The organism is Microcoleus sp. BROC3 (assembly GCF_036702515.1).
GTDB lineage: Bacteria > Cyanobacteriota > Cyanobacteriia > Cyanobacteriales > Microcoleaceae > Microcoleus.
On record NZ_JAUBTQ010000038.1, the window covers coordinates 1 to 25,791 of the forward strand.

The 25,791-nt window shown below is 47.5% G+C and carries 18 protein-coding genes; 11 read left to right on the forward strand and 7 right to left on the reverse strand.

The genetic code is table 11. The features are described from left to right. Positions 1 to 179: 179 nt before the first annotated feature. Positions 180 to 755, forward strand: a complete 576-nt coding sequence (locus QUB30_RS22420; protein WP_333337678.1) for a Uma2 family endonuclease — start codon at positions 180 to 182, stop codon at positions 753 to 755. Between the two features lie 71 nt (positions 756 to 826). After that, positions 827 to 2,395, forward strand: a complete 1,569-nt coding sequence (gene cysS / locus QUB30_RS22425) for a cysteine--tRNA ligase (RefSeq protein WP_333337680.1) — start codon at positions 827 to 829, stop codon at positions 2,393 to 2,395. Positions 2,396 to 2,466: 71 nt separating this feature from the next. Here the strand turns inward: cysS and QUB30_RS22430 are convergent, their stop codons facing one another. After that, complete coding sequence (locus tag QUB30_RS22430) at positions 2,467 to 3,417, reverse strand: alpha/beta fold hydrolase (RefSeq protein ID WP_445300531.1); 951 nt, start codon at positions 3,415 to 3,417, stop codon at positions 2,467 to 2,469. Positions 3,418 to 3,561: 144 nt separating this feature from the next. Here QUB30_RS22430 and QUB30_RS22435 point away from each other — a divergent pair, with 144 nt between their 5' ends. After that, positions 3,562 to 4,674 (forward strand): AI-2E family transporter, encoded by a 1,113-nt coding sequence (locus tag QUB30_RS22435; RefSeq protein WP_333337685.1) that lies wholly within the window; start codon positions 3,562 to 3,564, stop codon positions 4,672 to 4,674. Positions 4,675 to 4,951: 277 nt separating this feature from the next. Here QUB30_RS22435 and QUB30_RS22440 read toward each other — a convergent pair whose 3' ends face one another. After that, entirely contained in the window at positions 4,952 to 5,890 is a 939-nt protein-coding gene (locus QUB30_RS22440; protein ID WP_333337688.1) for an OmpA family protein, read from the reverse strand. A 240-nt stretch (positions 5,891 to 6,130) separates the two neighbouring features. Between QUB30_RS22440 and QUB30_RS22445 the strand changes: the two genes are divergently transcribed. Together QUB30_RS22445 and QUB30_RS22450 are read left to right on the forward strand one after the other, a co-directional pair. Further along, a complete protein-coding gene (locus tag QUB30_RS22445) occupies positions 6,131 to 6,802 on the forward strand; it encodes a hypothetical protein (RefSeq protein WP_333337691.1) in 672 nt (223 codons plus the stop codon). 5 nt (positions 6,803 to 6,807) lie between these two features. Further along, complete coding sequence (locus QUB30_RS22450; RefSeq protein ID WP_333337694.1) at positions 6,808 to 8,886, forward strand: abortive infection protein; 2,079 nt, start codon at positions 6,808 to 6,810, stop codon at positions 8,884 to 8,886. Positions 8,887 to 9,217: 331 nt separating this feature from the next. Here QUB30_RS22450 and QUB30_RS22455 read toward each other — a convergent pair whose 3' ends face one another. The 4 genes from QUB30_RS22455 to QUB30_RS22470 all read right to left on the reverse strand — a co-directional run bounded on the left by QUB30_RS22455 (position 9,218) and on the right by QUB30_RS22470 (position 14,134). Beyond that, positions 9,218 to 10,390: a DUF4335 domain-containing protein gene (locus QUB30_RS22455; RefSeq protein ID WP_333337697.1), complete on the reverse strand. Its 1,173-nt coding sequence runs from the start codon at positions 10,388 to 10,390 to the stop codon at positions 9,218 to 9,220. A 2-nt stretch (positions 10,391 to 10,392) separates the two neighbouring features. Further along, the gene (locus tag QUB30_RS22460) at positions 10,393 to 11,019 is read right to left on the reverse strand and encodes a DUF3038 domain-containing protein (protein WP_333337700.1); all 627 of its coding nucleotides are present in this window, start codon (positions 11,017 to 11,019) and stop codon (positions 10,393 to 10,395) included. A gap of 276 nt (positions 11,020 to 11,295) precedes the next feature. Beyond that, a complete protein-coding gene (locus tag QUB30_RS22465; protein ID WP_333337704.1) occupies positions 11,296 to 11,853 on the reverse strand; it encodes a hypothetical protein in 558 nt (185 codons plus the stop codon). Between the two features lie 76 nt (positions 11,854 to 11,929). Further along, complete coding sequence (locus QUB30_RS22470) at positions 11,930 to 14,134, reverse strand: cation:proton antiporter domain-containing protein (RefSeq protein ID WP_333337707.1); 2,205 nt, start codon at positions 14,132 to 14,134, stop codon at positions 11,930 to 11,932. A gap of 437 nt (positions 14,135 to 14,571) precedes the next feature. On the opposite strand from QUB30_RS22470, the gene rpsB reads away from it, so the two are divergent. The 6 genes from rpsB (at position 14,572) to QUB30_RS22500 (ending at position 23,919) form a co-directional block, all read left to right on the forward strand. Beyond that, entirely contained in the window at positions 14,572 to 15,402 is an 831-nt protein-coding gene (gene rpsB / locus QUB30_RS22475) for a 30S ribosomal protein S2 (RefSeq protein ID WP_333337710.1), read from the forward strand. 319 nt (positions 15,403 to 15,721) lie between these two features. After that, entirely contained in the window at positions 15,722 to 16,381 is a 660-nt protein-coding gene (gene tsf / locus QUB30_RS22480) for a translation elongation factor Ts (RefSeq protein ID WP_333337714.1), read from the forward strand. Between the two features lie 199 nt (positions 16,382 to 16,580). Beyond that, positions 16,581 to 17,522, forward strand: a complete 942-nt coding sequence (locus QUB30_RS22485; RefSeq protein ID WP_333337717.1) for a hypothetical protein — start codon at positions 16,581 to 16,583, stop codon at positions 17,520 to 17,522. Between the two features lie 231 nt (positions 17,523 to 17,753). Then, positions 17,754 to 20,261 carry an ATP-dependent DNA helicase RecG gene (recG, locus tag QUB30_RS22490; RefSeq protein ID WP_333337720.1) on the forward strand — a complete coding sequence of 836 codons (2,508 nt, stop codon included), beginning with the start codon at positions 17,754 to 17,756 and terminating at the stop codon, positions 20,259 to 20,261. A gap of 576 nt (positions 20,262 to 20,837) precedes the next feature. Then, positions 20,838 to 22,922 carry an elongation factor G gene (fusA, locus tag QUB30_RS22495; RefSeq protein ID WP_333337722.1) on the forward strand — a complete coding sequence of 695 codons (2,085 nt, stop codon included), beginning with the start codon at positions 20,838 to 20,840 and terminating at the stop codon, positions 22,920 to 22,922. A gap of 352 nt (positions 22,923 to 23,274) precedes the next feature. Then, positions 23,275 to 23,919: a Uma2 family endonuclease gene (locus QUB30_RS22500; RefSeq protein WP_333337725.1), complete on the forward strand. Its 645-nt coding sequence runs from the start codon at positions 23,275 to 23,277 to the stop codon at positions 23,917 to 23,919. Positions 23,920 to 24,084: 165 nt separating this feature from the next. Here the strand turns inward: QUB30_RS22500 and QUB30_RS22505 are convergent, their stop codons facing one another. Next, the gene (locus QUB30_RS22505; RefSeq protein WP_333337728.1) at positions 24,085 to 25,467 is read right to left on the reverse strand and encodes a UDP-N-acetylmuramoyl-tripeptide--D-alanyl-D-alanine ligase; all 1,383 of its coding nucleotides are present in this window, start codon (positions 25,465 to 25,467) and stop codon (positions 24,085 to 24,087) included. Positions 25,468 to 25,791: the final 324 nt, after the last annotated feature.

The following is a 25,791-nucleotide window of genomic DNA, read 5'->3' on the forward strand; positions in this document are numbered from 1 at the left end:
AGTTAGGAGTTGGGATTCAATTAAATCTCAGCAAAACTTTTCATTATATCATAAAAATATTTTGCAAGAGATCTAATTAAATGTTAAACTATACCTGCGGAGTTTTTCAATCTAATTTGTAGAGTAAAAAAGAGTGTGACACGAGAGAATCGATAATAGCCATCGCGAGGCCGCACAATATGCTCAACAACACCATTACCATTCCCCAAACCTTCAGAGTAACTCACGAACAGTTCCAGCAAATTGCTGCCGTCAACCGTGACTTAAGGCTAGAGAGAACTGCTACAGGAGAATTAATCGTTATGACGCCCACTGGAAGCGAGACAGGCAATCGAAACCTAGATATTTCAGGACAACTCTGGCTGTGGAATCGCCAAACCAAGCTGGGAGTAGTATTTGACTCTTCTACTGGTTTTCAACTGCCCAACGGTGCCGATCGCTCCCCTGATGCTTCCTGGGTTAAATTAGAACGATGGCAAGCCCTCACACCCAAAGAACAAGAAGGTTTCGCTCCCATTTGTCCAGACTTTGTTGTAGAATTGCGATCTAAGTCTGACAACATGGAACCACTGCGAGAAAAAATGCGAGAATACATCGCAAATGGCGCGCGTTTGGGATGGTTAATCGATCGCAAAAATAAGAAATTCGAAATATACAGACAAAATCAGGATGTGGAAATATTAGATAATCCCAGCACTTTGTCAGGGGAAGATGTGTTACCAGGATTTGTCTTAGATTTAACAGATGTTTGGTAGTGACACCGAAAGATTCACCAACAGCAATATAATAAATTAGAGCAGTACATCAATCTCAAATCTCAAATCCCATGCCCCTAACGCTTTACAACAGCTTGACCCGTCGCGAATCACCTTTTGAACCCATCGAACCAGGAAAGGTGCGGATGTACTGCTGCGGCGTTACGGTATACGATTACTGCCATGTCGGCCACGCCCGCGCTTACATTGTTTGGGACATGGTGCGCCGCTATCTGATGTGGCGGGGATACGATGTGCGCTACGTGCAGAATTTTACAGATATTGACGACAAAATTCTCAACCGCGCCCGCGAAACCAATTCCACAATGGAAGCCGTGGCGGAACGCTTCATCGATGAATATTTCGTAGATATGGACAAGCTGAATATTCTCAGGGCCGATGAATATCCCCGCGCAACTCATACAATGGACGGCATTAAACGGCTGATTCACGAGTTAGAAAATAAAGGTTATGCTTATGCTTCCGGCGGCGACGTTTACTACAACGTGAGGCAGTTTGCCGATTACGGAAAACTTTCCGGCCGCAAGTTGGAAGAAATGCAGGCCGGGGCTAGCGGTAGATTGGAAACCGCAGAAATAGAAGCTCAAAAAAAGCAAGATTCCTCTGATTTTGCCCTGTGGAAAAGCGCTAAACCGGGAGAACCCGCTTGGGATTCATCTTGGGGAAAAGGTCGCCCCGGATGGCACATCGAATGTTCGGCTATGGTGCGCGATTGCTTGGGCGAAACTATTGACATTCACTGCGGCGGTTCCGATTTAACTTTCCCCCACCATGAGAATGAAATTGCTCAATCTGAAGCTGTGACGGGGAAGTCGCTTGCTAATTATTGGATGCACAATGCTTTTGTGACTGTCAACGGCAAAAAGATGTCGAAATCTTTGCACAATTTTATTACAATTCGCGATTTGTTGGATGGGAATTGGTCGGGTGATTTGGAATTTAACCCCCCCCAGCCCCCCCTTGGTAAGGGGGGGAGTAAGAATGAAGACTCCCTTGGTAGGGGGGGGAGTAACAATGAAAGCGAGAAGTCAAAAGCGGTGGAACCGATGGCGGTGAGGCTGTTTGTGTTGATGGCGCAGTACCGCAGTCAAATTGATTTTACCGAAGAGGCGATCGCTAGCGCTCGAAATGGCTGGAATACCATCAATGAAGGTTTGCTGTTTGGCCTCCGGTACGGTTCTCAACTGAGTTGGGACGTTGAGAAAACTGGACAGGATAGCAAAGCTGTGCAGGAATTTAAATCAGCGATGGATAATGATTTCAATACTCCCGGCGCTTTGACTGTTTTGTTTGAAGTCGCTAAGGAATTGGGCAAGGAAGGCAATGTTTTAGTGCATCAAGGCAAAACAGAAACTTCACCGGATTTGTTGCACCAAAAATGGGTAACTTTGGTGAATTTGGCAGGGGTTTTGGGTTTAGAAGTTCAGCCGGAAAGTGATAGCAATGATGCTGTTGACGGTTTGAGTGATGGGGAGATTGAGGCGATGATTCAGCAGCGGAAAGATGCCCGGAAAGCTAAGAATTTCGCTGAGGGCGATCGCATTCGCAACGAACTCAAGGAGCGGGGCATTACTCTGATCGATCAAAAAGATGGCACAACAATTTGGCATCGCAGTTGAAATTTAGAGTTTTTTAACCGCAGATGAACGCAGATAAAATTCCATCCGCGTTCATCTGCTGATATCTGCGGTTAAAAACTCCTATTGACAAACTCCGCAACAGCCTCGACAAATTCTGCGGTTGATTCGTAGGGCAAAATATTCCGCCCCGGCATTAATAAACCTTCCGCGTTGGGAAAATAAGCTAAATATTGCGCTAATCTTTCATCCGGTTTCTCTTCCTTACCCGCTTGACTGATGCTTGAGGCTTTTTCTCCCATCACAACGAGTGCGGGGCGATCGAACTTTTGAATCGTACCGCTATAATCCTGCCGCCAAAACCCCGCTAAAAACGAGAAAACCGCGTGACGGCTGTCAGGATTCGCCGCCCCAGCCTGCAAAGCATCCAACCATTCGCTGTCAACTTTAGCCGCATCGCCAAACAGTTGTTTCACAGAAAAAGAACGCAAAAACTCAGCGCGTCTGGCGTAGCGGTAAAAAGCGTTTCCCAAGGGAGAATTTAACAAATTCCAGACAATCCGTTGCTGTCTGTCTGTCGAATGTTTGTTCATTACCGCCCAAGCGGGAGGCCCCGCGAGGACTAACCCGCGAATTAAATTTGAGCCGCTTTCCTGCTGCATTTTTGCTAAAGCCAAGGCTACAGCTAGTAAAGCACCTTGCACGAGTACGATCGCAGGTTTTTTGACTACAGTTTCCAAGAAATATTGCAACTGTGCGGCCCAATCGTCAGGATAGCAGGCCACAGCCGGCATTTCGCAATCGCCGCACCCCAAAAGGTCGGGATTGTAAATCGGATTACTGTTCCCTGCTTGGTACCAACTCTCACAAAATCTATGCCAAAAGATTCTTGACAAACCAACTCCTATCGGATGAATTAATAACAAAGGGATGCTATCTTCGGTCGCAGTAGTTGGGTTATAAACTTCATAAGCACAGCGATAATTTTGCCATTCGTAAAACAGCGTTGGTGATTTTATAGACGACATGGTGGAAAAATTTTGGGTTGAATATTGCGGTTGCATATTATTTTTGTATGCCGATGTTACTTTTTATTATAATATGAGTAGGTGCGGGTTTTACCAGACATATATTTGGTAACTGATAAGATAAATAAACCCGCCCTGCGGGATGACATAAGCGCCAATACAAACCTTGATTACTTAATCATGTCAGAACAGCGGATTACCATTTCTTTACCTAACTTGCTGCTAATTGTAGCATCGTCCTTGCTGCTAGTGCTGCTTTGGCAATTGCGGAGCCTGCTAGTAATTCTGATGATATCAGTTGTGCTGGCAGCATCGATCGTCCCGATCGTTAATTGGGCCGAAACCATGCGGGTTCCCCGCTGGCTGGCGGTGATTATGGTTTATTTAACTCTCATCGGCGGATTTACCGGGACGGTAGTATTAATCGGCCCCACGGTCATCGAACAAATAGAGTTACTGCTGCGGCAGTTACCAGTTTATGTCGAAAGTTTGCGAACTGTGGCAACTAATGTATTGAGTCGGTTGAGCGACGATGCCCCAACCTTGGTGGGTCAGTTCGTGGACACTCAATCGCTGACTAATTGGCTGATTCGATCGAGCCAACAACTGGTTTTGCGATCGTACAGTTTAACTAGAGGCATTCTCGGCGGTTTCTTCAGTTTAGTTTTAGCATTATTTATTTCAGGTTACATGGTTGCCGACAGCGACACATTAATCAAAAGTTTGGTGCAGTTTTTCCCGAAACCTTGGGATGCAAGATTAGCCGCGCAAGCCACGCCAATCGGTCAAAGAATGGGGAGTTACATTCGCGGGCGAGTGTTAGTTTCGGGCATTTTAGGAATATTTATTACCACAGGTTTGAGCGTTTTGGGAATGCCGGAATTTGCTTTGGGCTTGGGTGCGATCGCCGGTGTTACCAACTTGATTCCCTTCATCGGGCCAGTTTTGGGAGCAGTACCAGCATTAATCGTAGCCTTTGCTAAAGGTGGCTGGCTATTTGTGTGGGTATTGCTGTTATTTGTAATCATCCAGAATTTGGAAACCTACGTGCTCGATCCTTTGCTGGTTGGTTCATCCGTTGGCGTGCATCCTTTATATCAATTGCTGTCTGTCTTGGGAGGCGTTCAAGTATTGGGAATTATCGGAGCAGTCATTGTGCCGCCTTGGTTTGCGGGAGTGGCAGCTTTGATTGAGAACTTGTATTTAAAACCCAAGCTGAGGGGCGAACATCGAGAGACAATAAATCAGGCTAAAAATAATTCTGACTTGCCGCCTGTTACACCTTCGGCGTGATAGCGGGGGAGAAGAAAATTCGGGAAGTGAAATATATAATTTATATCGTTTCTCTTGGCATCGGAATAATAATTTTAGGAGTGAAGTGCGAGCTTAATGCCTCGCGTTTAACACTTGCTCGCGGTGATGCTCGTACTGGGGTATAATTCCTTACTTACCGGGTTTGAGATTAAATTCACAACAAGAGTTTTAACATCCCAAAAGCCGTTTGACTCCAATTATTCGATCGCTACCATTGACACTTCAACACAGTATCTACAAGTGGGCCGACTGATGACTAAGGATTAATTGCCACTTCAATGCGGCGGTTGCGCTGCCGATTAGCATCAGAACTATTATCCACCGAAGGGCGACTTTCCCCATAGCCGATCGCCACCCAATGATACTTCTGACCGAGTACACCCGACAAATACTGCACCACCGCCTGAGCCCGCGCAAACGACACATTGCGATTGTCCGCCGCTTCCCCCGCGTCGTCAGTGTGGCCGGCAACCCGCACAGTTGCCCCCTCGTGATTGCCCAACTCCGCCACCAAATTGTCCAAAATCGCACTTGTTCCCGCGCGCAAAGAAATGCTGCCAGTATCAAACAAAACATCGCTGGGCAGAGTCACCATCAGCCCATCCCCCCCAAACACCGGATTATTCGCATTCTGTGGCGCAGTATTCACCGTTTCAGGGTTCAGACTCGGGCTGCTGCCCGCGATGGCTGGTAAAGCAGGAACAGGAGTTGCCGCCGTTTCCGGCCCTGCCAATTCCCGCGACATCAACTGCAAACGCTTTTCCAAAGTTTCCGTCGGGCGGCTGCTGCCCAACTGACTCTCCAAAGCAGCAGTGCGGCCGATCAGCGCGTTGAGCTCGCCCTGCAACTGTCTCAAATCCGACTGCAATTTCTCTCTCTGGGCAGGACTGACTTTTGACTGGGGAGTCGGTGTAGCGGTTGGTGTCGGGAGCGGCGGAATTTGCGTTGCTGGGGCGCGTTTCGGGCTGGAGGTCAAATTTTGAGTTACGCGCAGCAATCTCTCTGCCAGCGGCATCTCCGTCGCGCCTGACGGATAAATTTGAGCGATCGCCATCCCCAAAACCCACGCAAAACCGCTGCCTACCCCCAGCAGCAGCAGTCGAAAAATCAGCGACAGTACAAGCAAACCTTTTCCCCGCGACTTGGAGACGCGAGTCGGGGGGATTGAAGGTTTTCGGTTAAAAGATGGCGTCATGTTTCCTCCCTCTCGGTGTACATAGCAGATTAATTTCGATACTATCTTACCTATCCGATTTTAGATTTTAGATTTTAGATTTTAGATTTGTCCTGCCATCTAAAATCTAAAAAAGAAACCCGGTTTCTACAAATCAGGGGTTTGACTGCGAAGCATCGAGGCAGAAACCGGGTTTCTAATCTCCTGCGTGGAAGCCTGAATCTGTTGGATAATTCAGTAAAACTTTTGGAAAAAAAACCGATGACTGACCCTTTAAATAGCCCTTATCCCGTTCCTTGGGAATGGATTAGCGAGACTCACGCTAAAGTGAGCTCCACTGCCGGCACAGGCCTCCGCTACTATCGCAGCCCTTCCCTACTTTCAACTAACGGCCAATACGCGGCTTACAGTCGAATTGAGTTGCAAGTGCAGCCGGAATTCTCCCGGTGTCGGGTTAGCAGCGTCATGTTTGTGGAAAACCTCAAAACCGGGGAACTGCAAACAGTGGCGGCTGCTTCGCCGCTGGCCGAAAGCGGGATGTATGCTAGCGATGATACGGATATGTCCGGGACGATCGCGATTTTAGTGCCTGTTTCTTGGAATCAAGAGGGTTCCCGCGTTCTCGCCCGCGAATTTGAAGCGCTTTTCAACTCTTCCGATATGTCCGACTACGCTGTCATTTGGGACAAAAAGGATAATTACACTTATACCGTTGCTCCCGCTCGCAGTCTTTACACTCATGCTGTATTGTTGGGTTGGAGTCAAGTTTGTCCCGGACAAGTTTTGTTCCGCGCGGGCAATTTGGGCGATCGATCTTGGCCTCTTTGTGCAGTGGATATGAAAGGCCAAACGGTAGCTGTCACGGAAGACAAACCTCTAGTTTTCGGCAGTCAAGCCAGCACAGACTGGATCGAACCTAAAACTCGTTTTTAGATATTATGGCTACATTTTCTTTGAGCGGGTCAACAATTTTTTTAATCTCAGGTCAGTCTTTCGACCAATTGATTTTGACTTTGGGGCTGATTATTTTAGCTGTTGTTTTCGGTTTAACAGCATTTATTTTTATTCGCATTTTTTTCAATTGGTGGCAGGCGAAACTGCAAAAAAATAACCTTTTTTTTAGACGTTCATTCAAAAGAAAGACTGACTCTTCAACCGCTCATATTTCAGAACCGGAAAACGTTTTTTTAGAACCTGTCTTCGTAGAAAGTGACGCCAATTTAGCTAGTGCTATTTTTGGAGGCAAAAGCGATATTGCAGAATCGCTTGAGCCGGAGATTATCTGCGAAAATTCAGCAGCAGTTGCTTATCTCTACAAACCGATCGCTCTTTGGCACGGGCGCTTAATTTTGCCTTTAAACCAAGAGCGCCAGCCCTACGGTACAGTGTTTTTTGAAGTGATAAATGCGCCCAAAAAATATCAAAATTTCATTGGCAAAACAGCCTTTTTGAAATGGAGTACAAATCGCGCAGTACAGTTTTTTGTCCACGCAGTCAGTCAAGATATAAACTTCACCAAACAAACTCAAACAAGTCAAAAATCTGGCAACATCCATCCAGATAGATTGAACGGGTGGCGAAATGTCGGCCCTTTAGAAACTCTAGCAGGCAGCAGACTCGAAGACAGCGTGACTGTGATGCTGCGCAGGCCGGTGATTGCGATTAATTATAGCAGCAGCGATCGCCGCGAACTAACGATCGATCGCGAACCAGTACAAATTATCGGACGTTTGTGCGCCTTAGTATCAATTTTACAGCGAAAAGAACCCGATAGCGACAAATTTATTGTCCGGCATTTCAACAAAACATCTCAACAATTTGACGGCGCAGCCGAAATTATTCGGATTCCGCAAGTACAGCCAGACAAAAGTGGCGTAGCGAGGTCTACCAATCACCTGATCGAACAATCGCCCTTAAATCCAGACGGCTGGTACATTTACGGCGAAAGAGACGAAGACAGTATGTTTGTAGTGCAGGCTATCGAACCCCGCAAAATTGCTCAATTAATCCCAGATGAAACACATTTCGGTCTGAAAAAATCTCTGGCTTATTTAAGCAGCCAAAATTGGAAAAATACACCAGCCCAAAAAGGGCAAGCAAAAAGAGTATTGTTAGTGCCAAATGATGCTGCAGAAAACGCTTCTATATCTCCTTGGCAAGAAGGAGATATCGGGATAGTGATTCACAGTTTCGGCGGTATCGGCGGCAAAAAAGGCGAACGGCCAGCGCTGGGAATTGTCACCGGACATTTTGCTTTCGGAGTAGCAAAAGTAGTGCGCGATCGCTTTACCAGCGAACTGCGTTTTGACATAGAATACAAACAAGTTTACGCCCACAATCCCGACGGAATTGTCGCCGGTTCCAGCAAATGGCAAAGTTACATGGGAGACTTGCAGCGCGGCTGGTTGGGCGATCGCCCGGTTTGCGATATCATCTGTAAATTAGACTGCGTGTGTTGCGACTACGATTTTGACGGCATCACCTTGTCGCCTTTAACCGAATTAAACCAGCAACTAGATATCATGATGGCCCGCTACCGCAGCGGAGACGGCACCGGCGCAAGTTTAGTCACCCCAGCAACTTCTTGCGTGCAAGATTCAAGTCAGGCAATCTACGCTACAATTAAAAAAATCACTTCCGAAATAGAGTCAAATCCTCAGATTCAAGACTGGCTGAAAACAAATCCCACCGACGCACAAACTCAACGATTTAATCAGCTAGTAGCATTAGGAGAGAGTTTAGAAACAGTATTAATGCCCCTCGGCATTGTCCGTCCAGATTGGCGCAAAAATTCGAGATTAGCGGGGATTGATTCTGAACTGAAAAAAACCTTTTTTGGTGGTATAGCGAACCTGATAAAAGCTGCTATTAGTTACCGCACAATGTTGCCCAGGCGCACCCAAGATGAAATCGCCAAAATTTTCTTAAAACAGGGAGCATTTTTGTGGATAATTCGCACAAATCAAGTCGGAGGATTTGACCCAGACATTGAGCCGATCGCACCAACAGGACTTTGAGTAGATGATATCAAATCCGGTAGCATCGGAATTAACATTACCCGAAATCAGGACACGGCAGTGCCCTTGGACTACAAGGAATCGGGGTAGTCCAAGGGCACTGCCGTGTCCTCTATATTGTGTCTGAGTGCAACCGGAATCGATCGGCCCAGGCGGATCTAAATTTGACAGTCAAATTCGAGCAAATTCTTGTGGGGTGGGCGTCCCGCCCGCCCGAACAATACAATTTAGATGCGTAGCAGCTTGTGATTCGGCTATTCAAATCTCTAACTACACAAGCGAAGTCTGCCTCCGCAGACTAATTGGTCAGGTGCGCATTGCGCACCCTACTTTACCAAGGACTGACTTGAACAGTACCGTCTGGTGCCAAAACCACCCGAAAATCAGCCAGCGGTTCCGCAGGTGGCCTACTGCCAATCGGTTTGTAAAGCAACTCCGACAACGGCGTTTCGGATCTCTCGACTGCTGCCGAATTCTCCGACTTGTAACCGACAATCGCCCCGTCTTGGGCCACACTCACCCGATAAACCAACTCCGCACCAACCGGAGGCTGATTCTTGACAACTCCGTCTATTTGCTGGGAAAGTTTGCCCCTCAACACCTCAATTGCCGCTGGATCGGTAATTGCCACGGCTGCTGCCTCAGGGCTTGCCAAACCTTCAGCAACAGGACTGGGCGTGCTTTCCGGCAAAGTGTTCGACTGCGGTGTGGCGCTTGGTGAAGCCTCTGACTGCGGCGCGGGGCTCGGAGTCGGCGAAATCGATTCAGCGTTCGGAGTTTTATCCCCCGGCAACAAACCGTCACCTGCAGGCGTAGCATTGGGATCGGGCGAACCCGATCCGCCCGGATTCGGGGTTCCCAGATTCTGGCCGGCCCGATTGGGCTGCGGCACCGGATCTCTCGGGCGCTGGACTTCGGGTATCGGCACCAAGAAAAACGCCATCGCAGCCAAAGCCAAACTCGACACTCCCACGACAGCAGGCAAACTCCGCTTCGCCAAAGGTTCGGCCGACTTGATATAACGCTTGGAAATTGGGGTTAATTGCAGCGACAATTCCGGCAGCGTCTGCGTGTCGGCAAAAAACTGATCGATCGCCTCTACCAAGTCAAATAGCTGTACCGTCGTCAAATCTACTTTTGCCGACAGTTCTGTTTTTTGATCGATTTGGGTTGGGCTGCCTGTGGAGGCGGGTAGAACCGTCAACCGATGCAAATTCCCGTCAATTCTGTGCAACTGCACCATACCCAAATTCGGGCCGTAGCGATCGGGATAATGCACTCCGCTCATAAATTCTTGAGCGTAGCTGCTGACGGCCCTCACCAAGCTTTCAAAAAACTCCCGTCCCCCGCTTAGGGGCTCGCCGAGACCTGTAACATAGCATTCAGCGCTCATTAATATCGAAAGCACCGGCCGTATATCTAACTGGCTGGCTGCCGATCCATCGCTCAACCCTTCTAGAACCAGGGTGCAATTTGGCAGACTGTACTGACGCCTAATAGTCATCGTTATTCAACTTCTCCATCAAACAGGCTAACCCAGAAGCGCTGCATTCCGGCTGTGCCTGTACAAAATAGCAGTTTGCTCAACAAGTTCAAAGCTAGTTCGTTGAGCTTTTCGTCGGAATCGTAAGCTGCAACTAGCGATCGCTTGGGGTTCATGCGCGATCGAAAGTGAGCTCGAAAGCGTTCTAAATACTCGGCCAGTGGCAAGTGCTGGTTGAGGGGGATATTTCTCGATCGCAACTGCTGCGAATCTAGCAGCAACTGCCGAATTGTCGCGGTTAACTTGCGCGCCATATTGCAGGCGATCGCCACCAGCGCTTTTGCCTCCACCATGGTAAGGGAGCGGCGCTGGGTATAGCGTCTCAGCGGGTTAGTATTGCGCATCAGCCAAAGGGCAACCCGATTTTTGATTATTGATTCCAATTCCAGGTCCTTTGACACTGCCAGCATTTCTTCAGCACCTCCGAGATACAAGGCTTCGATCGCCAGCAACATCAAGTCAATTTGCAATCTAGCCCGGCGGGGACATCCCCCATCGGAGGGCGACAAGTCTGGCAAACTGTCTAAAATTAACGGGTTTGACTGGGTAAGCGAAGTTTCTGACGGCATTAATATCACGGCAACATCCATTCCAAACAAACTATACGGGCACGGGGGGTCTTGAGCAAGACAAATTCTCAACCAAGAACTTCTCTGGGATACTTTATTTTTATCATTAACTTTTAGGTATATTTTCAATTTAGCAGCAACCGACCGTCGCGGGCGAGTTCCGGCGGGAGTTCGCTCGGCCGCTCCCCCACCCCCGCCCCCGCTTTGTGATTCCTTGCTTCGTTAGGGGATAAGGGGAAAGTCGGAAAGCGACAAAGAATTACCCATTTCCCATTTCTTATTTCCTATTGGGATCGATCAATGTTCCTGCTTCTGGGGTTTCGCCGCTGCTTCTCTTTGAGCCGTAAAATCACTAGCCGCCGCCCCATCGGTAAGACTAATTTTTCCCTTGAGGCTTTCTTGTTCCACAATTCCTCGCAGTTTAACAGAACTGTTTTGACCGGTTGCTGTGGAGTCGCTGCAACCCGCTAAATTAGGAACCGCACCGGACAAACTCAATCCTTGAGTTTCCCACTTGCCAACTAGAGAAGGTGTCTCCTCGGCTGTTTTTTCCCTGCCCTCGCTGCTTCCCGATCGCAAATTACCGCTCAAATAAACACCCGATTGCTCGATTGTCAAGACCAAGGAATCAGATTTCAGACATTCGGGCAAACTTTTAGCATCGAAGCGATAATTTCCCCCAATTGCCGGAGCAGCCTTTAAATTTGTTTCGCCGTAAGCACTCACTATTTTAAACAGCAGCAAAACTGAGCCGATCGCAATTCCGTAAAATGCCAGCGATTTGAGGCTTAAATGATTCATAATCTTGGTAATTAATAATTGGGCATTGGAAATTTGGCATTGGGAATTGGGCATTGGGCATTGGTAGCAACTCACACATAACCAATAACCCATAACTAATAACAACTGCCAACAGTCAACAGTCAACTGACTACCTTTGAGGAAGTGCCGATGCCAAGTGCGATCGCACTTTAACGTAACACCGCGCAATCAGCAGCGAAGAATGACACTGCACAGCCAATTCATCAGTATACCGTCCCAAAGTTTGGCGCTCAATTCCCCACTCCCGACTCGTACCCGCAATAGTCAAATCAGCATTAGCAGAAGCCGCCACCACTGCTTGTATTGGCTCAGCAGCCTCCACAATCGGAGTTTCAATTCGCGATCGCACCTCAACCGACAACTGATCCATCACTCGCTGAAACTCATAACTCAGAGCATTTTCAGCTTCCCCGTCAACCGCCACCCGCAGCACAGTCAAACGGCGTTCCTCGCTATTAACTAACAGTCTCAGCGCCAATTCTAACCCCAAATCATCGTGAATGTTTGCCGCGTAAGGTACTAACAAGTTATTCAATCTTTCCCGGCCTCTGTCAACAAAAATTGCTACATCCACCTTAGCGTTGCTGAGAATTTGGCCGACACGTCCTCCCAAACGGTTGCTGCTAAAAGTAGGTCTGTGCCATCCTACTAAAATCAAATCCGCGCGATCGATCTCCGCAATTTGTGCCGTTTCCCGGGCGACATCATTAGTAATCCGAATGATGGGATGTACGAATTTGCGGGCCTCCGGCAGTTCCAAAGTATCAATCAATTCTGATAATTTCGAGCGACGCTCTTGAATAATGCGATCGGCTTCCGCAGGCGTACTTTCAAAAGCATAGTCATCATTTAATTCTATCAAACTCAGAGGATGAACCGCCGCCGACTGTAAATCATCACCACCCATACCAGCAGCCGGCTGCGCCAGCGCTACCGCTAGTCGCAGTAAACCTTTCTGCGTGCTGGGATTGGCAACAGGTACTAAAATTCGATAAGTGGGCAGCAATTTGTTAGCATTTTCTTCGCTGCTGTCAGCAATTTGTGAATCTTCTAATTCTGAATCCTCAGAGTTAACTTCTGAAATATCTAATTTAATTAACCGTTTTGGATAAGTCCACTCCAACAGCGGCGAAGTCATAAAAGTTGTCACTAACGCCATGATGACTAACATCGTAAATAGGAGCGGCGAAACTACGCCCAGCGAAAGACCGATATTGAGCACAATTAGTTCAGTCAAACCGCGAGTATTCATCAGCCATCCCAGCGCTGAAGCTTCGCGGTTGCTGATGCCACAAACTCTGGCCGCAACGTAAGTGCCGACATATTTCCCAATAATAGCCACTCCTAAAACTGCGGCACACAGCAGCCACAATTCTGGACTGTTGAGCAGGCCGATTTGAGTCCGCAAGCCGCTGTAAGCAAAAAATATTGGCAGCAGAAATATTAGTACAAAGTCTTCGGTTTTTTCTGCTAATTCTCTGGTTAATCCCGCATTTTTAGGCATGGCAGCACCCAGCAAAAATGCACCGAAAATTAAATGAATGCCGATCCATTCAGTAATTAAGGCAGAAGCTACAACTCCCATGTAAATTCCCGAAAGCACTAACTGTGTTAATCTACCCGTGCGGTTGTACTGCTTGGAAAGCCGCTGCAAGAACCAGCGGACTACAGTCAGCATGAAACCGATGTAAATTAAAGATGCAATAATTGTCGGCAAAGCACCGAGCATCGAATTAGTACGAGTAACTGCGATCGCCACCGCTAACAAACACCACGCCGTTACGTCATCTACCGCCGCGCAAGTCAGGGCCAGAGTCCCCAATTTTGTATTCTGCAAGTTGTGTTCTGTAATAATTCTTGCTAGCACCGGAAAGGCAGTAATTGACATCGCAGCGCCCAAAAATAGGGCAAAGGCTGTAAACGAAACGCTATTATTTGAAACTATGGGATACAGCAGTAGCGCTAGCAAGCTTCCTAGAGAAAACGGCACTAGAATGCTGACGTGGGAAGTTAAAATCGCTATATCTAAATTGCTTTTGAGATACTTTGGATTCAGTTCCAAACCAATCAAAAACATGAAAAATATTAGCCCCACCTCAGATAGCACGTTGAGGAAGGGAACGGCTTCGGCTGGAAAAAGTGCTGTTGCTAAATCTGGTGCAACTAAGCCAAACAGAGAAGGTCCCAGCATAATTCCTGCTACAATTTCTCCAATGACTTGAGGTTGTTTGATCGCTCGAAATCCTAAACCTACAAGTCTCGAAAGTGCGATGACAATTAGAACTTCAAGCAGGACGAGAATGGGTATGGGCATGGCGTTTTTAGTTTTGGGATTTTTGCGGATGGAGAGGGCAGGCTACTAAAGCTGACTGAATTGCCGATCGAAAAAAATCGATACTAGCTCGATCGAAGGTAGAAGGCACAAGAGGCCCACCAACAACGCCATTCTCTCACAAGCGAACCAAAGGCTTCGGCAACCTCCCACCGGCATTTTTCGTTTGTAAGAAGCGCTTGTGAGTAACTTTAACCGCAGCGTGCACACCCCGCACCCAACCCGCCCATTAAATCATCACCTCCGGGTGCCAAGCCAACCCTACCGATATCAGATTGTCAGAAAAAGTAGCGCGCTTTGTGATAAACTAGAAAAGTTGTTTAAATTCGCACATCCGGGTTTTCGGGTGTTTCTAGGGCGCAAACCTTCAGAAATACGACCGGGTGGAGGATTAACCCGAATTAGGAGTTAAAAATACAATGCCAGTAGTCAGTTTGGCTCAAATGTTAGAGTCAGGGGTTCACTTCGGACACCAAACCCGTCGTTGGAACCCGAAAATGTCTCCCTACATTTTTACAGAGCGCAACGGGGTTCACATCATCGACCTCGTGCAAACCGCTCAGCTTATGGAAGACGCCTACGAGTACATGAGAGTTGCCTCAGAAAAAGGCAAAAAGTTTTTGTTCGTGGGTACGAAGCGCCAAGCTGCCGGGATTGTAGCCCAAGAAGCTCAACGCTGCGGTGCTTATTACGTCAACCAGCGCTGGTTGGGGGGAATGCTCACCAACTGGACGACGATTAAGTCCCGCGTGGAGCGCCTCAAGGATTTGGAGCGCCGCGAGGAAATCGGCGCGCTCGATTTGCTGCCGAAAAAAGAAGCTTCTGTGCTGCGCCGAGAAATGGCAAAACTCCAGAAATATCTGGGCGGGATTAAATCTATGCGGAAGATTCCCGACGGAGTGGTGCTGGTAGACCAACGCCGCGAGTATAATGCGGTGTTGGAATGCCAAAAGTTGGGAATTCCGATCGTCTCTCTGTTGGATACCAACTGCGACCCGGATTTGGTTGACATTGCGATTCCGGCGAACGACGATGCTATTCGATCGATCAAGCTGATTGTCGGCAAGTTAGCTGATGCCATCTACGAAGGTCGTCACGGTCAGCAGGGCGGCGACTCTGATGAAGACTACGACTACGAGGGTGGTTACGAAGGCGCTGAATATGATGTCGAAATCGAAGAATTGGATGATCCCGATTATGTAGATCCCGACGACGCCGCTGACGCTGACGGCGAAGAAACCGAGAGCTAGTATTGCCCTCGAAATCTGACACCAGGAAATTAAAAATTAAAGATTGAAAATTAAAAATTATTATTTTTTGTTGGATATTTTTAATTTTTAATTGTACATGGCACGAGTCTAAGTCATTAGTAGAGTTCGGGCAAAAGCATTCATTGTGTCAGAGCCAGAATTAATTCTGGCGCTACACCTACAAAGTCGGTACTAATATCGACTGGGTATTTCTTCACTCTGGTCTAATCATTAACATTAAAATTAGTGACTAATGACTGATGACTAATGACTGATGACTAATGACTAATAAGTAATTTTGATTGGGAACTTAAAGAAGATGGCGGACATATCTGCAAAACTTGTTAAAGAACTGCGCGAAAAAACGGGCGCGGGCATGATGGACTGCAAAAAAGCCCTCGTTGAAAACGAAGGCAATATGGAAACATCCATTGAGTGGCTGCGGAAAAAAGGTCTGGCTTCGGCAGGTACCAAAGGTGGACGAGTTGCCTCAGAAGGTATAGTAGGCAGCTACATTCACACCGGCGGCCGCGTGGGAGTTTTGGTGGAAGTTAACTGCGAAACAGATTTTGTCGCCCGCCGCGAAGAATTCCAAACTTTGGTGCGGAATATTGCGATGCAAATTGCAGCTTGCCCGAATGTGGAATATGTGAAAGTTGAAGATATCCCCGCCGAAGTTGTCGAAAGAGAAAAGGCAATTGAAATGGGCAAAGATGACTTGGGCAACAAGCCGGAAAACATCAAAGAAAAGATTGTTCAAGGGCGGATTGAGAAGCGCATGAAAGAGTTATCTTTGATGGATCAGCCTTTTATTAAAGATCAGAATATCTCGGTGGAAGAGTTGGTGAAACAAACGATCGCCCAAATTGGAGAAAATGTCCAAGTGCGCCGCTTCGTGCGTTTTGTCTTGGGCGAAGGCATTGAAAAGGTAGAAGCTAACTTTGCCGATGAAGTGGCAGCCCAAATGGGTGCTAAATAATCCCAAATTAAGATTGAGAATTAAAAATTAAAAATGTGAAAACTTGATTTTTTGCATTTTTAATTTTTAATTTTTACAGGACTCCCGGACTGCGTACAAAACACCCGGTTTATAACCAGTATTAAATGGAAACTCAGACAATTTGTGGCAGAAATCTGGTTTTTTTGCCCGCCTCCTATTTTAATTTTATACGAGAGATATGGTGCGAGCAAGAGAGCGAATAGAGCAAGATTTGGCAGGACTCGAAGAGGCTTTAGCAGCCTTGAATTTGGAGTTTCGCAGTACCTACGATGGTTATTTAACTGCGTTGGGACAAGCGGTGCGGCAGCAGTTAATTTTGGCTTGCTATCACCTTTGCACTCAAGCAGTACCGGAGTCCTTTCTCAAGTTGTCCTTCGACGGACGGCAAAAAATGCAGCAGTCTGTAAGGGCTTTGGCTGCGGCGTCAGAGGAAAAATTGCGATCTCTAGTGACGAATGAATCCGACGAAGAAGAACAGGAAGAAGAAGAGGAAGAAGAGGAAGAAGAGGAAGAAGAGGAAGAAGAAGAAGAGGAAGAAGAGGAAGAAGAAGAAGAGGAAGAAGAGGAAGAAATAAAGGAAAAAAAAGAGGAAAAAAACGAAGTTTCCGCTATTAACTATCTATTTGCATTGGCAAATTACCAATTGCCAAGTGCCAATTCCCCCGAAAGTTTGGCGCGCTGGCAAAATAGTATTGAAAAGTCGATCGCCCATATACTCAAGCTGCTTTCTCGCGACACCAACCGCTTGCTGCAACAATCGGGAATGTTGCCCAGTCAATTGCCAGAACCTGTTCTAGAAGCTGCTTCTGGTGCTGAATCCTCCGGCGACAGCGTTGCGGGGCCGCCTAACTTATTAAACTTAATCATCGAAACCGATGCCTCACCAGCATCGCGAAAATTGGCCGAAACTTTAAGTAGTAAGGCGCTGCACATTACAGCGATTAAACTGCGGCTGTCGGAAATAGAGTTTGCCGATGCGGGAACCTCGGCTTGGCGTCAGCAAATTCGCAACCTCTCTGTAAAGTTGAACTCGCTGGGCCGCGATTATCAGAAAAAGCAGCGGGAACTTGCTGTGGTGGACGCTGAGTCGGCTTGGCGATCGAGTTGGTTTGAAGATTGATCGGAGGTTGAAGGAAGAAGGAAGAAGGAAGAGGGAAGAAGGAAGAGGGAAGAAGGAAGAGGGAAGAAGGAAGAAGGAAAAACGTACAACTTTTAAGCTATTGGAAACCGGGTTTCTTAAAGAAACCCGGTTTCTCGGTGTTATACTTTTTTGGTGGAAGCTTCTTAAAAGAAAAAGTTAAAATTTAAAAAGTTAAAATCTAAAATCTAAAATCTAAAATCTAAAATTGATATGACTATCGATCGACCCGAATGGCAGCGATTGCAAAAAGCTCTTTCCGTAGAAGCCGATCGCGGATTTAACGACCTCCAAGGCAGTCAATACCGCTTCAGCGAGTTTCTGGGCCTCAGCTTGAGACAGTTGGCAGGTGGTGTCGCCGCTCCTTCGCGCGATCGAGCCAGACAACTAGCCGCTGAATTTGACATCTACCCTCAGAAAGATATCGAACAGCGCCAACATTCGATCGCCATTACGGTCAGTTTTCTCAGGCAACTGGAGCAAGTTTGGGAACAAGAAACTCGCCACCAGCAAGAACAAGTAGCACAAGTCAGACCCGCAAACGCTCCCCAACCAACCGCCCCAGCACTTTCCGTTCCCCGAACAGCACCCCTGAGTACAGCACCCCCACCACCAAGCCTGACTCTCGACCAACAGTTAACCCGCGTCACCGGCATCGGCCCCGCCAACGGCAACCGCTTGGCAAAACTGGGTTTATACACTGTATATGACTTGCTTTACTACTATCCCCGCAACCACATCGACTATGCAAAGCAAGTACAAATTCGCGAGCTAGTAGCCGGGGAAACTGTCACTTTAATCGCTGAAGTAAAGCGCTGCAATTGCTTTTCTAGTCCGAAGAATAAGAAATTAACCATATTAGAAGTAATTTTAAAAGACCGCACCGGAGAGATAAAAATTAGTCGTTTTTTTGCAGGTCCTCGCTACAGCAATCGCGGTTGGCAAGAATTCAAAAAGCGCGAGTATTGTACTGGTGCGGTGCTGGCAGCTTCCGGGTTGGTGAAGCAGGGTAAATATGGAATTACTTTAGAAAATCCTGAGTTAGAAGTATTAGACGACTCCGGCGGTGCGATCGAATCAATGAAAGTCGGCCGCCTGATACCAGTTTATCCGCTGACGGAGGGGGTCGATGCTGGTTCGGTGAGGCGATCGATTTTGGCTGCAATGCCGGCGGCGAAAATGTTGCCGGAATCCCTACCGGAAGATTTGCGCGAGCGTTACGGTTTAATGGGTTTAGCCGATGCCGTGACTAATATTCACTTTCCGCTCGATCGAGATTGTTTGGCCGCCGCCCGCCGCCGCTTAGTTTTTGACGAATTTTTCTACCTGCAATTAGGACTTTTAAAGCGCCGCCAAACCCAAAGGAAAGCTCAAGCTAGTGCAGTCATCATTCCTAGTGGCAAATTGATCGAACATTTTTATGAAATCTTGCCTTTTGCTTTGACTAATGCTCAGGAAAGAGTAATTAACGACATCCTCAACGATTTAGCTTCGCCACAACCGATGAACAGATTGGTGCAAGGCGATGTCGGCGCTGGCAAAACTGTAGTAGCCGTCGTGGCAATGCTAGCAGCAATTCAATCCGGCTATCAAGCCGCTTTAATGGCACCGACAGAAGTTTTAGCAGAACAGCACTATCGCAAATTGGTAGGTTGGTTTAACTTGATGCACTTGTCTGTCGAACTGTTAACTGGTTCCACAAAAATAGCCAAGCGCCGGGAAATTCACAACCAGTTAGAAACCGGAGAATTGCCGGTTTTAGTGGGAACTCACGCGCTGATTCAAGATACAGTTAATTTCCATAAATTGGGTTTGGCAGTAATTGACGAACAGCACAGATTCGGCGTGCAACAGCGCGCTAAATTGCAGCAAAAAGGCGAAGCTCCCCACGTTTTGACGATGACGGCAACTCCCATTCCCCGGACGCTGGCGCTGACGCTGCACGGGGATTTAGATGTGAGTCAAATTGATGAACTTCCCCCCGGTAGGCAGGCGATTCAAACCACTGTACTGTCTGCCAAAGAACGCATTCAAGCTTACGATTTGATTCGGCGGGAAGTGGCGAGCGGGCGTCAAGTTTATGTGGTGCTACCGCTGGTGGAGGAGTCGGAAAAGTTGGACGTGCGATCGGCAATTGAGGAAAAAGAAAAACTTGAAAAAAGTGTCTTTCCTGAGTTTAAGGTGGGTTTGCTCCACGGTAGGATGAGCAGTGCTGACAAAGATGAGGCAATTACTAAGTTTCGAGACAAAGAAACTGATATTTTAGTATCTACTACTGTCGTCGAAGTGGGAGTAGACGTGCCGAATGCAACGGTAATGCTGATTGAAAATTCTGAGCGTTTCGGACTGTCGCAACTGCACCAGTTGCGGGGTCGAGTCGGTCGGGGGAGCAACCGTTCTTATTGTTTGTTAATGCCCGGTTCCAAAACTGCGGAAGCTATGCAGAGAATGAAGGTTTTAGAACAATCTCAAGATGGCTTTTTTATTGCGGAAATGGACATGAGATTGCGAGGCCCGGGTCAGGTTTTGGGAACTCGGCAGTCGGGTTTGCCGGATTTTGCTTTAGCCAGTTTGGTGGAGGATCAGGAGGTTTTGGAGTTGGCGAGGGCGGCGGCTCAAATGGTAATTGAGAATGATGAAAGTTTGAATCAATGGCCGGTGGTGCGGGATGAATTGGAGCGGAGATATCAGCGGATGATGAGCGGGTCGATTTTGACTTAGATATTCCTGGACGCAGCAACGGTGTTTTTAATAATATTTTGTAGGGTCGGGTTAAGCGAATATCTATCAAAGCCGGCAGTTTATTGCTGTACTCACGCGCCCTCTCCCGGTAGGCTGATTTATTTGCACCTACCTATTTAATGTCAGATTTAATGTCAGAAACCGGGTTTCTTGCCACAAAGTCACGTAAAATCTGAGGTTTTTTGTCAGGAAAACCCGCTTTATACCGTTTTGCTGACAATGGTGCAAAATATCAGGTTGAGCGAAGCGTCAAAAACACGAATTTGTTGGGTACGAGTGCCTCAAGCCAACCTACTTTCTGAACCCAACCTAACTTTCACAGAGGATTTTTCCCTTGGTCTAGGGTATTTTTATGAATTGTAAGGATTCCCGTACTGATTAAACCAAAAATCCTTCGCAGGAATGACGGGGAAGTGTCAAAATTAAGATAGTCCTGCCAGAAACAGGGAAAGAAAATCTAGCCTGTACTGGCCTTACCAGGCAACATTGATTCCTCGCTTGTCACGCTTGCAGGTGGTCGCCGACGGTTCGTCGCATTTAATCTCAACAGTAATTATGAAAGATCTCACTCGTTATCGAAATATCGGCATCTTCGCCCACGTAGATGCTGGCAAGACCACCACAACTGAAAGAATCCTGAAACTGACAGGTAAAATCCACAAAATAGGTGAAGTTCACGAAGGCGCGGCGACGACTGACTTCATGGAACAGGAGCAAGAGCGCGGGATTACGATTCAATCCGCTGCTACCACCTGCTTCTGGAACGAGCATCAGCTCAACATCATCGATACCCCGGGACACGTCGATTTTACGATCGAAGTTTACCGTTCTTTGAAGGTTCTCGATGGTGGCATCGGTGTGTTCTGCGGTTCGGGTGGAGTTGAACCGCAATCGGAAACCAACTGGCGCTACGCTAACGATTCCAAAGTCGCTCGCGTTATCTACATCAACAAGCTCGATCGCACCGGTGCAGATTTTTACCGCGTTGTCCAGCAAGTCGATAAAATCCTTGGCGCTAAACCGATGGTAATGGTATTGCCGATCGGCATAGAAGAAAAGTTTTGCGGCGTAGTCGATTTGCTGACCCGCAAAGCCTGGATCTGGGATGACTCCGGCGATCCGATGAACTATACAATTAAAGATGTCCCGGCTGATATGGTCGATGATGTCGAAACTTGGCGCGAAAAGTTGATCGAACTGGCCGTCGAGCAAGACGACACTGTGATGGAACAGTATCTCGAAGGCAACGAGCCGAGCCTCGACGACCTCAAGCGCTGCATTCGCAAAGGTACTCGCGATCGGGCATTTTTCCCCACCTACTGCGGCTCATCGTTTAAAAACAAAGGCGTGCAGTTGGTTCTCGATGCTGTAGTTGACTACCTGCCGAACCCGATGGAAGTCACACCGCAGCCAGAAGTCGATCTCGATGGGCATGAAACCGGCGAATTTGCCGTTGTCGATCCCAATAAGCCATTGCGGGCACTGGCGTTTAAGATCATGGACGATCGCTACGGTGCTTTAACCTTCACGCGCCTGTACTCCGGTACTCTGTCCAAGGGCGACACCATACTCAACACCGCCACCGGCAAAACCGAGCGCGTCAGCCGTTTGGTGGAGATGCACGCCAACTCTCGCGAAGAAATTGAATCGGCCCAAGCAGGGGACATTGTGGCGATCGTCGGCATGAAAAACGTCCGCACCGGACACACTATCTGCGATCCCAAAAATCCCGCAACCCTAGAGCCGATGGTATTCCCCGATCCCGTTATTTCGATTTCGGTCAAACCGAAACAAAAAGGCGGCGAAGAAAAAATGGGAGCAGCCCTCACCAAGATGGTGCAAGAAGACCCATCCTTCCACATGGTGACGGATCAAGAAAGCGGCGAAACGATTCTCAAGGGGATGGGCGAGTTACACCTCGACATCAAAGTAGACATTCTCAAGCGCACCCACGGCATCGAAGTAGAAGTCGGCGAACCACAGGTAGCCTACCGCGAGTCGATTACCAAGCGCCTCGAAGACGAATACACCCACAAAAAGCAATCAGGTGGTTCCGGTCAATTTGCCAAAATCGGCTATGTGATCGAGCCTGGTGAGGTGGGAAGTGGCTTCCAGTTTGAGTCCAAAGTGACCGGTGGTAGCGTACCGAGAGAATATTGGCCAGCGGTCGAAAAAGGCTTTGAAAGCTGCATCGACAAAGGCGTCTTGGCCGGATTCCCCTGCTTGGACTTGAAATTCACCCTACTAGAAGGCGGTTTCCACCCCGTTGACTCGTCAGCAATGGCCTTTGAAATTGCTGCCAAAGCGGCTTATCGGCAGTCTTTGCCGAAAGCCGGGCCTCAGTTGCTCGAACCGATTATGAATGTCGATGTATTCACTCCAGATGATTACATGGGCGACGTGATCGGCGACCTCAACCGCCGCCGGGGGATGATGAAATCTCAGGAGACAGGACAAACAGGAGCGCGGATCAAGGCAGATGTGCCGTTGAGCGAAATGTTTGGTTACATTAGCGATTTGCGTACTATGACCTCTGGGCGCGGCCAGTTTTCCATGTCCTTCTCGCACTATGCTCCTTGTCCGAATAACATCGCTGAAGAAGTGATCAAAGCGGCAAAAGAGCGTCAAGCTGCGAAGTAATGTATTGAGTGCGACGAATCGATTCGTCGCACTCAATCACCAAGGTTAAAAACTAGAAAAATTTAGTTTTTAACCTCGATCAATGGGAATAAGCCAAGGCGGATCTAAATTGTATTTTTCGGGCGGGCGAGACGCCCAACCCCAACTCCCCACAAGATTTCCATCGCACTTGACAGTAAAACTTAGATACGTCTGGGCTTATCCCAATTTTATTTTCACACTCCTAAAAAATGCTTTTTACTCTCCGAAAGAGATGCTCGCTTCAAAAGTCGCTCTAAAAGGGCGATCGCGCATCAATCAAGATAATGTTTGCTAATATACAATCAATAATTTACAACCCAGGCAGGTAGCCATGACAGCCACCCTGATCCCGAGTCAAAGTAGCGGAATTCTGCTGAAAAACATTAGCTGGAAAACATACGAATCCCTGCTGAATGAGTTAGCCCAACAGAGAGGAATTCGCCTGACTTACGATCGCGGAAATTTAGAAATTATGACTCCATCAGCACCCCACGAAAAGTACAAAAAAATATTGGGACGTTTTGTAGAAAGCGTGAGTGATGAATTGAATGTTGAAATTTGTAGTTTGGGTTCTCTAACTTGCAGGCGCGAGGATTTGGCTCGCGGTTTGGAACCGGATCAGTGCTACTATATCGAAAATGAGGATGTGGTTTGGGACAAAGAACAAATCGATCTCAATCAAGATCCGCCGCCAGATTTAGTTGTGGAAATTGACGTTACAAGTAGTTCGATCGATCGACTTTCTTTATATGCAAGTTTAGGCGTGCCGGAAGTTTGGCGCTACGACGGAAACCGTTTAATAATTTATCAGTTGGAAGCACAGGAATATGGAGAAAGAAATGTTTCTCCGACTTTTCCTTTTTTGTCGCAAGTTGATATGCTGCGCTTTTTGGAATTGAGGAGGACTACAAAAGAAAATGCTTTAATTCGCTTATTCCGGGAGTGGGTGAGAAGTCAAATTCAGTCAGGAGAGTGAAGCAGGGCGATTCCCTTCGGGATAGCTCCGCACGCGCGTACTTTGGAGATGATATCATATTGTGCAATACATGAGTTTGTAGCGAGGACTTCACTCCGAGCGAGTTTTAGGAAGACTTTAGTCCTCACTACGAACTTAATTATAATTCTTGACGCGGACAGGATATTATTCGCCAGCCAAATCAGCGCGAAACTTCTCCACAACTCGATTTAACTCCACCGAATGAGAGGCCTTAAATAAAATGCGATCGCCCGGTGTGACAAACTCCATTAAATGCCTTGCTAAATCTTCTCGGGAATTCTCCCTCGCAATATCTTCTACCTCCACAAAAGGCAAACCCGCCGCACCCGCAGCCATCGCCGCCGCTTCCTCAAAATCAGCAAAAACAAATAAAGCATCAAGATGCAAATCTCGCGCCGCCGTTCCCACTTGTCGGTGAAATTCGATCGCCCTGTCGCCCAATTCCTTCATGGTTCCCAACACCGCAATCCGGCGCTTTCCAGGAGTATCTGCTAACAGTCTCAGGGCGGCCAACATCGACTCCAAACCAGCATTGTAAGTCTCATCCAAAATCACAATATCCTGCGGCAAATCGTAGCGGCGCGCCCTTCCATCCGGTAACTGCACAGACAAACCTTGCTTTAAAACTTCCCAATCAATACCTAACACTTTTCCTACCGCCAAAGCCGCCAAATAATTTACAGCATTGTGCTGTCCCGGCAGCGGCAGCGGCAATTCCAGACCTTCTACAAACATTGTATTATGATTCAGCAATTCCCCGCACAAATCCCCGCTTTCTAAACCGTAAGTTAAAGTTTTTCCCGACCAAACTTTGGCCGCAGTTGCGATTAATCTGTCACAATCGTGATTGAGAATAGCAATGCTATCAGCAGGCATTTCGGCTAACAGTTCGCACTTAGCTTGGGCGATCGCCTCTTCCGAACCCAGTCGCCCGATATGTGCCGTTCCTACATTAGTAATTACCGCCACAGTAGGACGCGCAATTTGCGACAGCAGCGCAATTTCGCCACTCGCGCGCATTCCCATTTCAATTACAGCATAATTGTGTGCCGGTGAAAGCTCCAACAGAGTTTTTGGTACTCCAATTTCATTGTTGTAGTTATATTGAGTTTTAAGAACATTTCCACTCGTTGACAAAACCGCCGCAATTAACTCTTTAACAGTAGTTTTACCTACAGAACCAGTAATAGCAACTATAGGTATACTGAATTGGTCGCGCCACCAACGGGCGATCGACTGATAAGCTTTTAAAGTATCGTCAACGCGCAACAGCGGAAAATTAGGCAATTCCTCTTGCCAATCTCGATCGACAATCGCTGCTATCGCACCCAAATCTCGGGCTTTTGCCACAAATTGATGGCCGTCAAAATTGTCTCCCCGCAGCGCCAAAAATACTTCGCCTCCCTCAAGAGTGCGCGTATCTGTGGCAATACCTGTCCCTAAAGCGGTCAAAACGCCTTCAGACACAGCAGGCAAAGGTACAGTTAAAATTTCAGCAAGTTGGGCGATACTTACGCGACAAACCATAACCAGCACTCACATTTCAAATAATTATTTTCACAGCTAATCCTACCTCGCCAGACCTCACATTTAACTGATTGAGGGCTGCCGACGAGGATTGACCTTGACAATCCTAATATTAAATCGTCAGCCAACTAAGAAATCCTCCCGTACCCATCCCCAATCTTTACCAATACTTTACAAAGTCTAGGGTGATTTTAGGCCTTGCTAATTAGCAACAATTCATGTCATGCTGGTGTTGGTAAATAGTTTAACTAAGCAAAAAATATCGATCGGCTTAAGCTGCTCGCAGCTTCTACCCCTAAGCCTCATCCGGCGAAAAACTCGCTT

Coding starts and splice junctions, on each gene's coding strand:
- QUB30_RS22420 (WP_333337678.1), top strand. CDS start 180: ATGCTCAACAACACCATTACCATTCCCCAAACCTTCAGAGTAACTCAC.
- cysS (WP_333337680.1), top strand. CDS start 827: ATGCCCCTAACGCTTTACAACAGCTTGACCCGTCGCGAATCACCTTTT.
- QUB30_RS22430 (WP_445300531.1), bottom strand. CDS start 3,417: ATGCAACCGCAATATTCAACCCAAAATTTTTCCACCATGTCGTCTATA.
- QUB30_RS22435 (WP_333337685.1), top strand. CDS start 3,562: ATGTCAGAACAGCGGATTACCATTTCTTTACCTAACTTGCTGCTAATT.
- QUB30_RS22440 (WP_333337688.1), bottom strand. CDS start 5,890: ATGACGCCATCTTTTAACCGAAAACCTTCAATCCCCCCGACTCGCGTC.
- QUB30_RS22445 (WP_333337691.1), top strand. CDS start 6,131: ATGACTGACCCTTTAAATAGCCCTTATCCCGTTCCTTGGGAATGGATT.
- QUB30_RS22450 (WP_333337694.1), top strand. CDS start 6,808: ATGGCTACATTTTCTTTGAGCGGGTCAACAATTTTTTTAATCTCAGGT.
- QUB30_RS22455 (WP_333337697.1), bottom strand. CDS start 10,390: ATGACTATTAGGCGTCAGTACAGTCTGCCAAATTGCACCCTGGTTCTA.
- QUB30_RS22460 (WP_333337700.1), bottom strand. CDS start 11,019: ATGGATGTTGCCGTGATATTAATGCCGTCAGAAACTTCGCTTACCCAG.
- QUB30_RS22465 (WP_333337704.1), bottom strand. CDS start 11,853: ATGCCCAATTCCCAATGCCAAATTTCCAATGCCCAATTATTAATTACC.
- QUB30_RS22470 (WP_333337707.1), bottom strand. CDS start 14,134: ATGCCCATACCCATTCTCGTCCTGCTTGAAGTTCTAATTGTCATCGCA.
- rpsB (WP_333337710.1), top strand. CDS start 14,572: ATGCCAGTAGTCAGTTTGGCTCAAATGTTAGAGTCAGGGGTTCACTTC.
- tsf (WP_333337714.1), top strand. CDS start 15,722: ATGGCGGACATATCTGCAAAACTTGTTAAAGAACTGCGCGAAAAAACG.
- QUB30_RS22485 (WP_333337717.1), top strand. CDS start 16,581: ATGGTGCGAGCAAGAGAGCGAATAGAGCAAGATTTGGCAGGACTCGAA.
- recG (WP_333337720.1), top strand. CDS start 17,754: ATGACTATCGATCGACCCGAATGGCAGCGATTGCAAAAAGCTCTTTCC.
- fusA (WP_333337722.1), top strand. CDS start 20,838: ATGAAAGATCTCACTCGTTATCGAAATATCGGCATCTTCGCCCACGTA.
- QUB30_RS22500 (WP_333337725.1), top strand. CDS start 23,275: ATGACAGCCACCCTGATCCCGAGTCAAAGTAGCGGAATTCTGCTGAAA.
- QUB30_RS22505 (WP_333337728.1), bottom strand. CDS start 25,467: ATGGTTTGTCGCGTAAGTATCGCCCAACTTGCTGAAATTTTAACTGTA.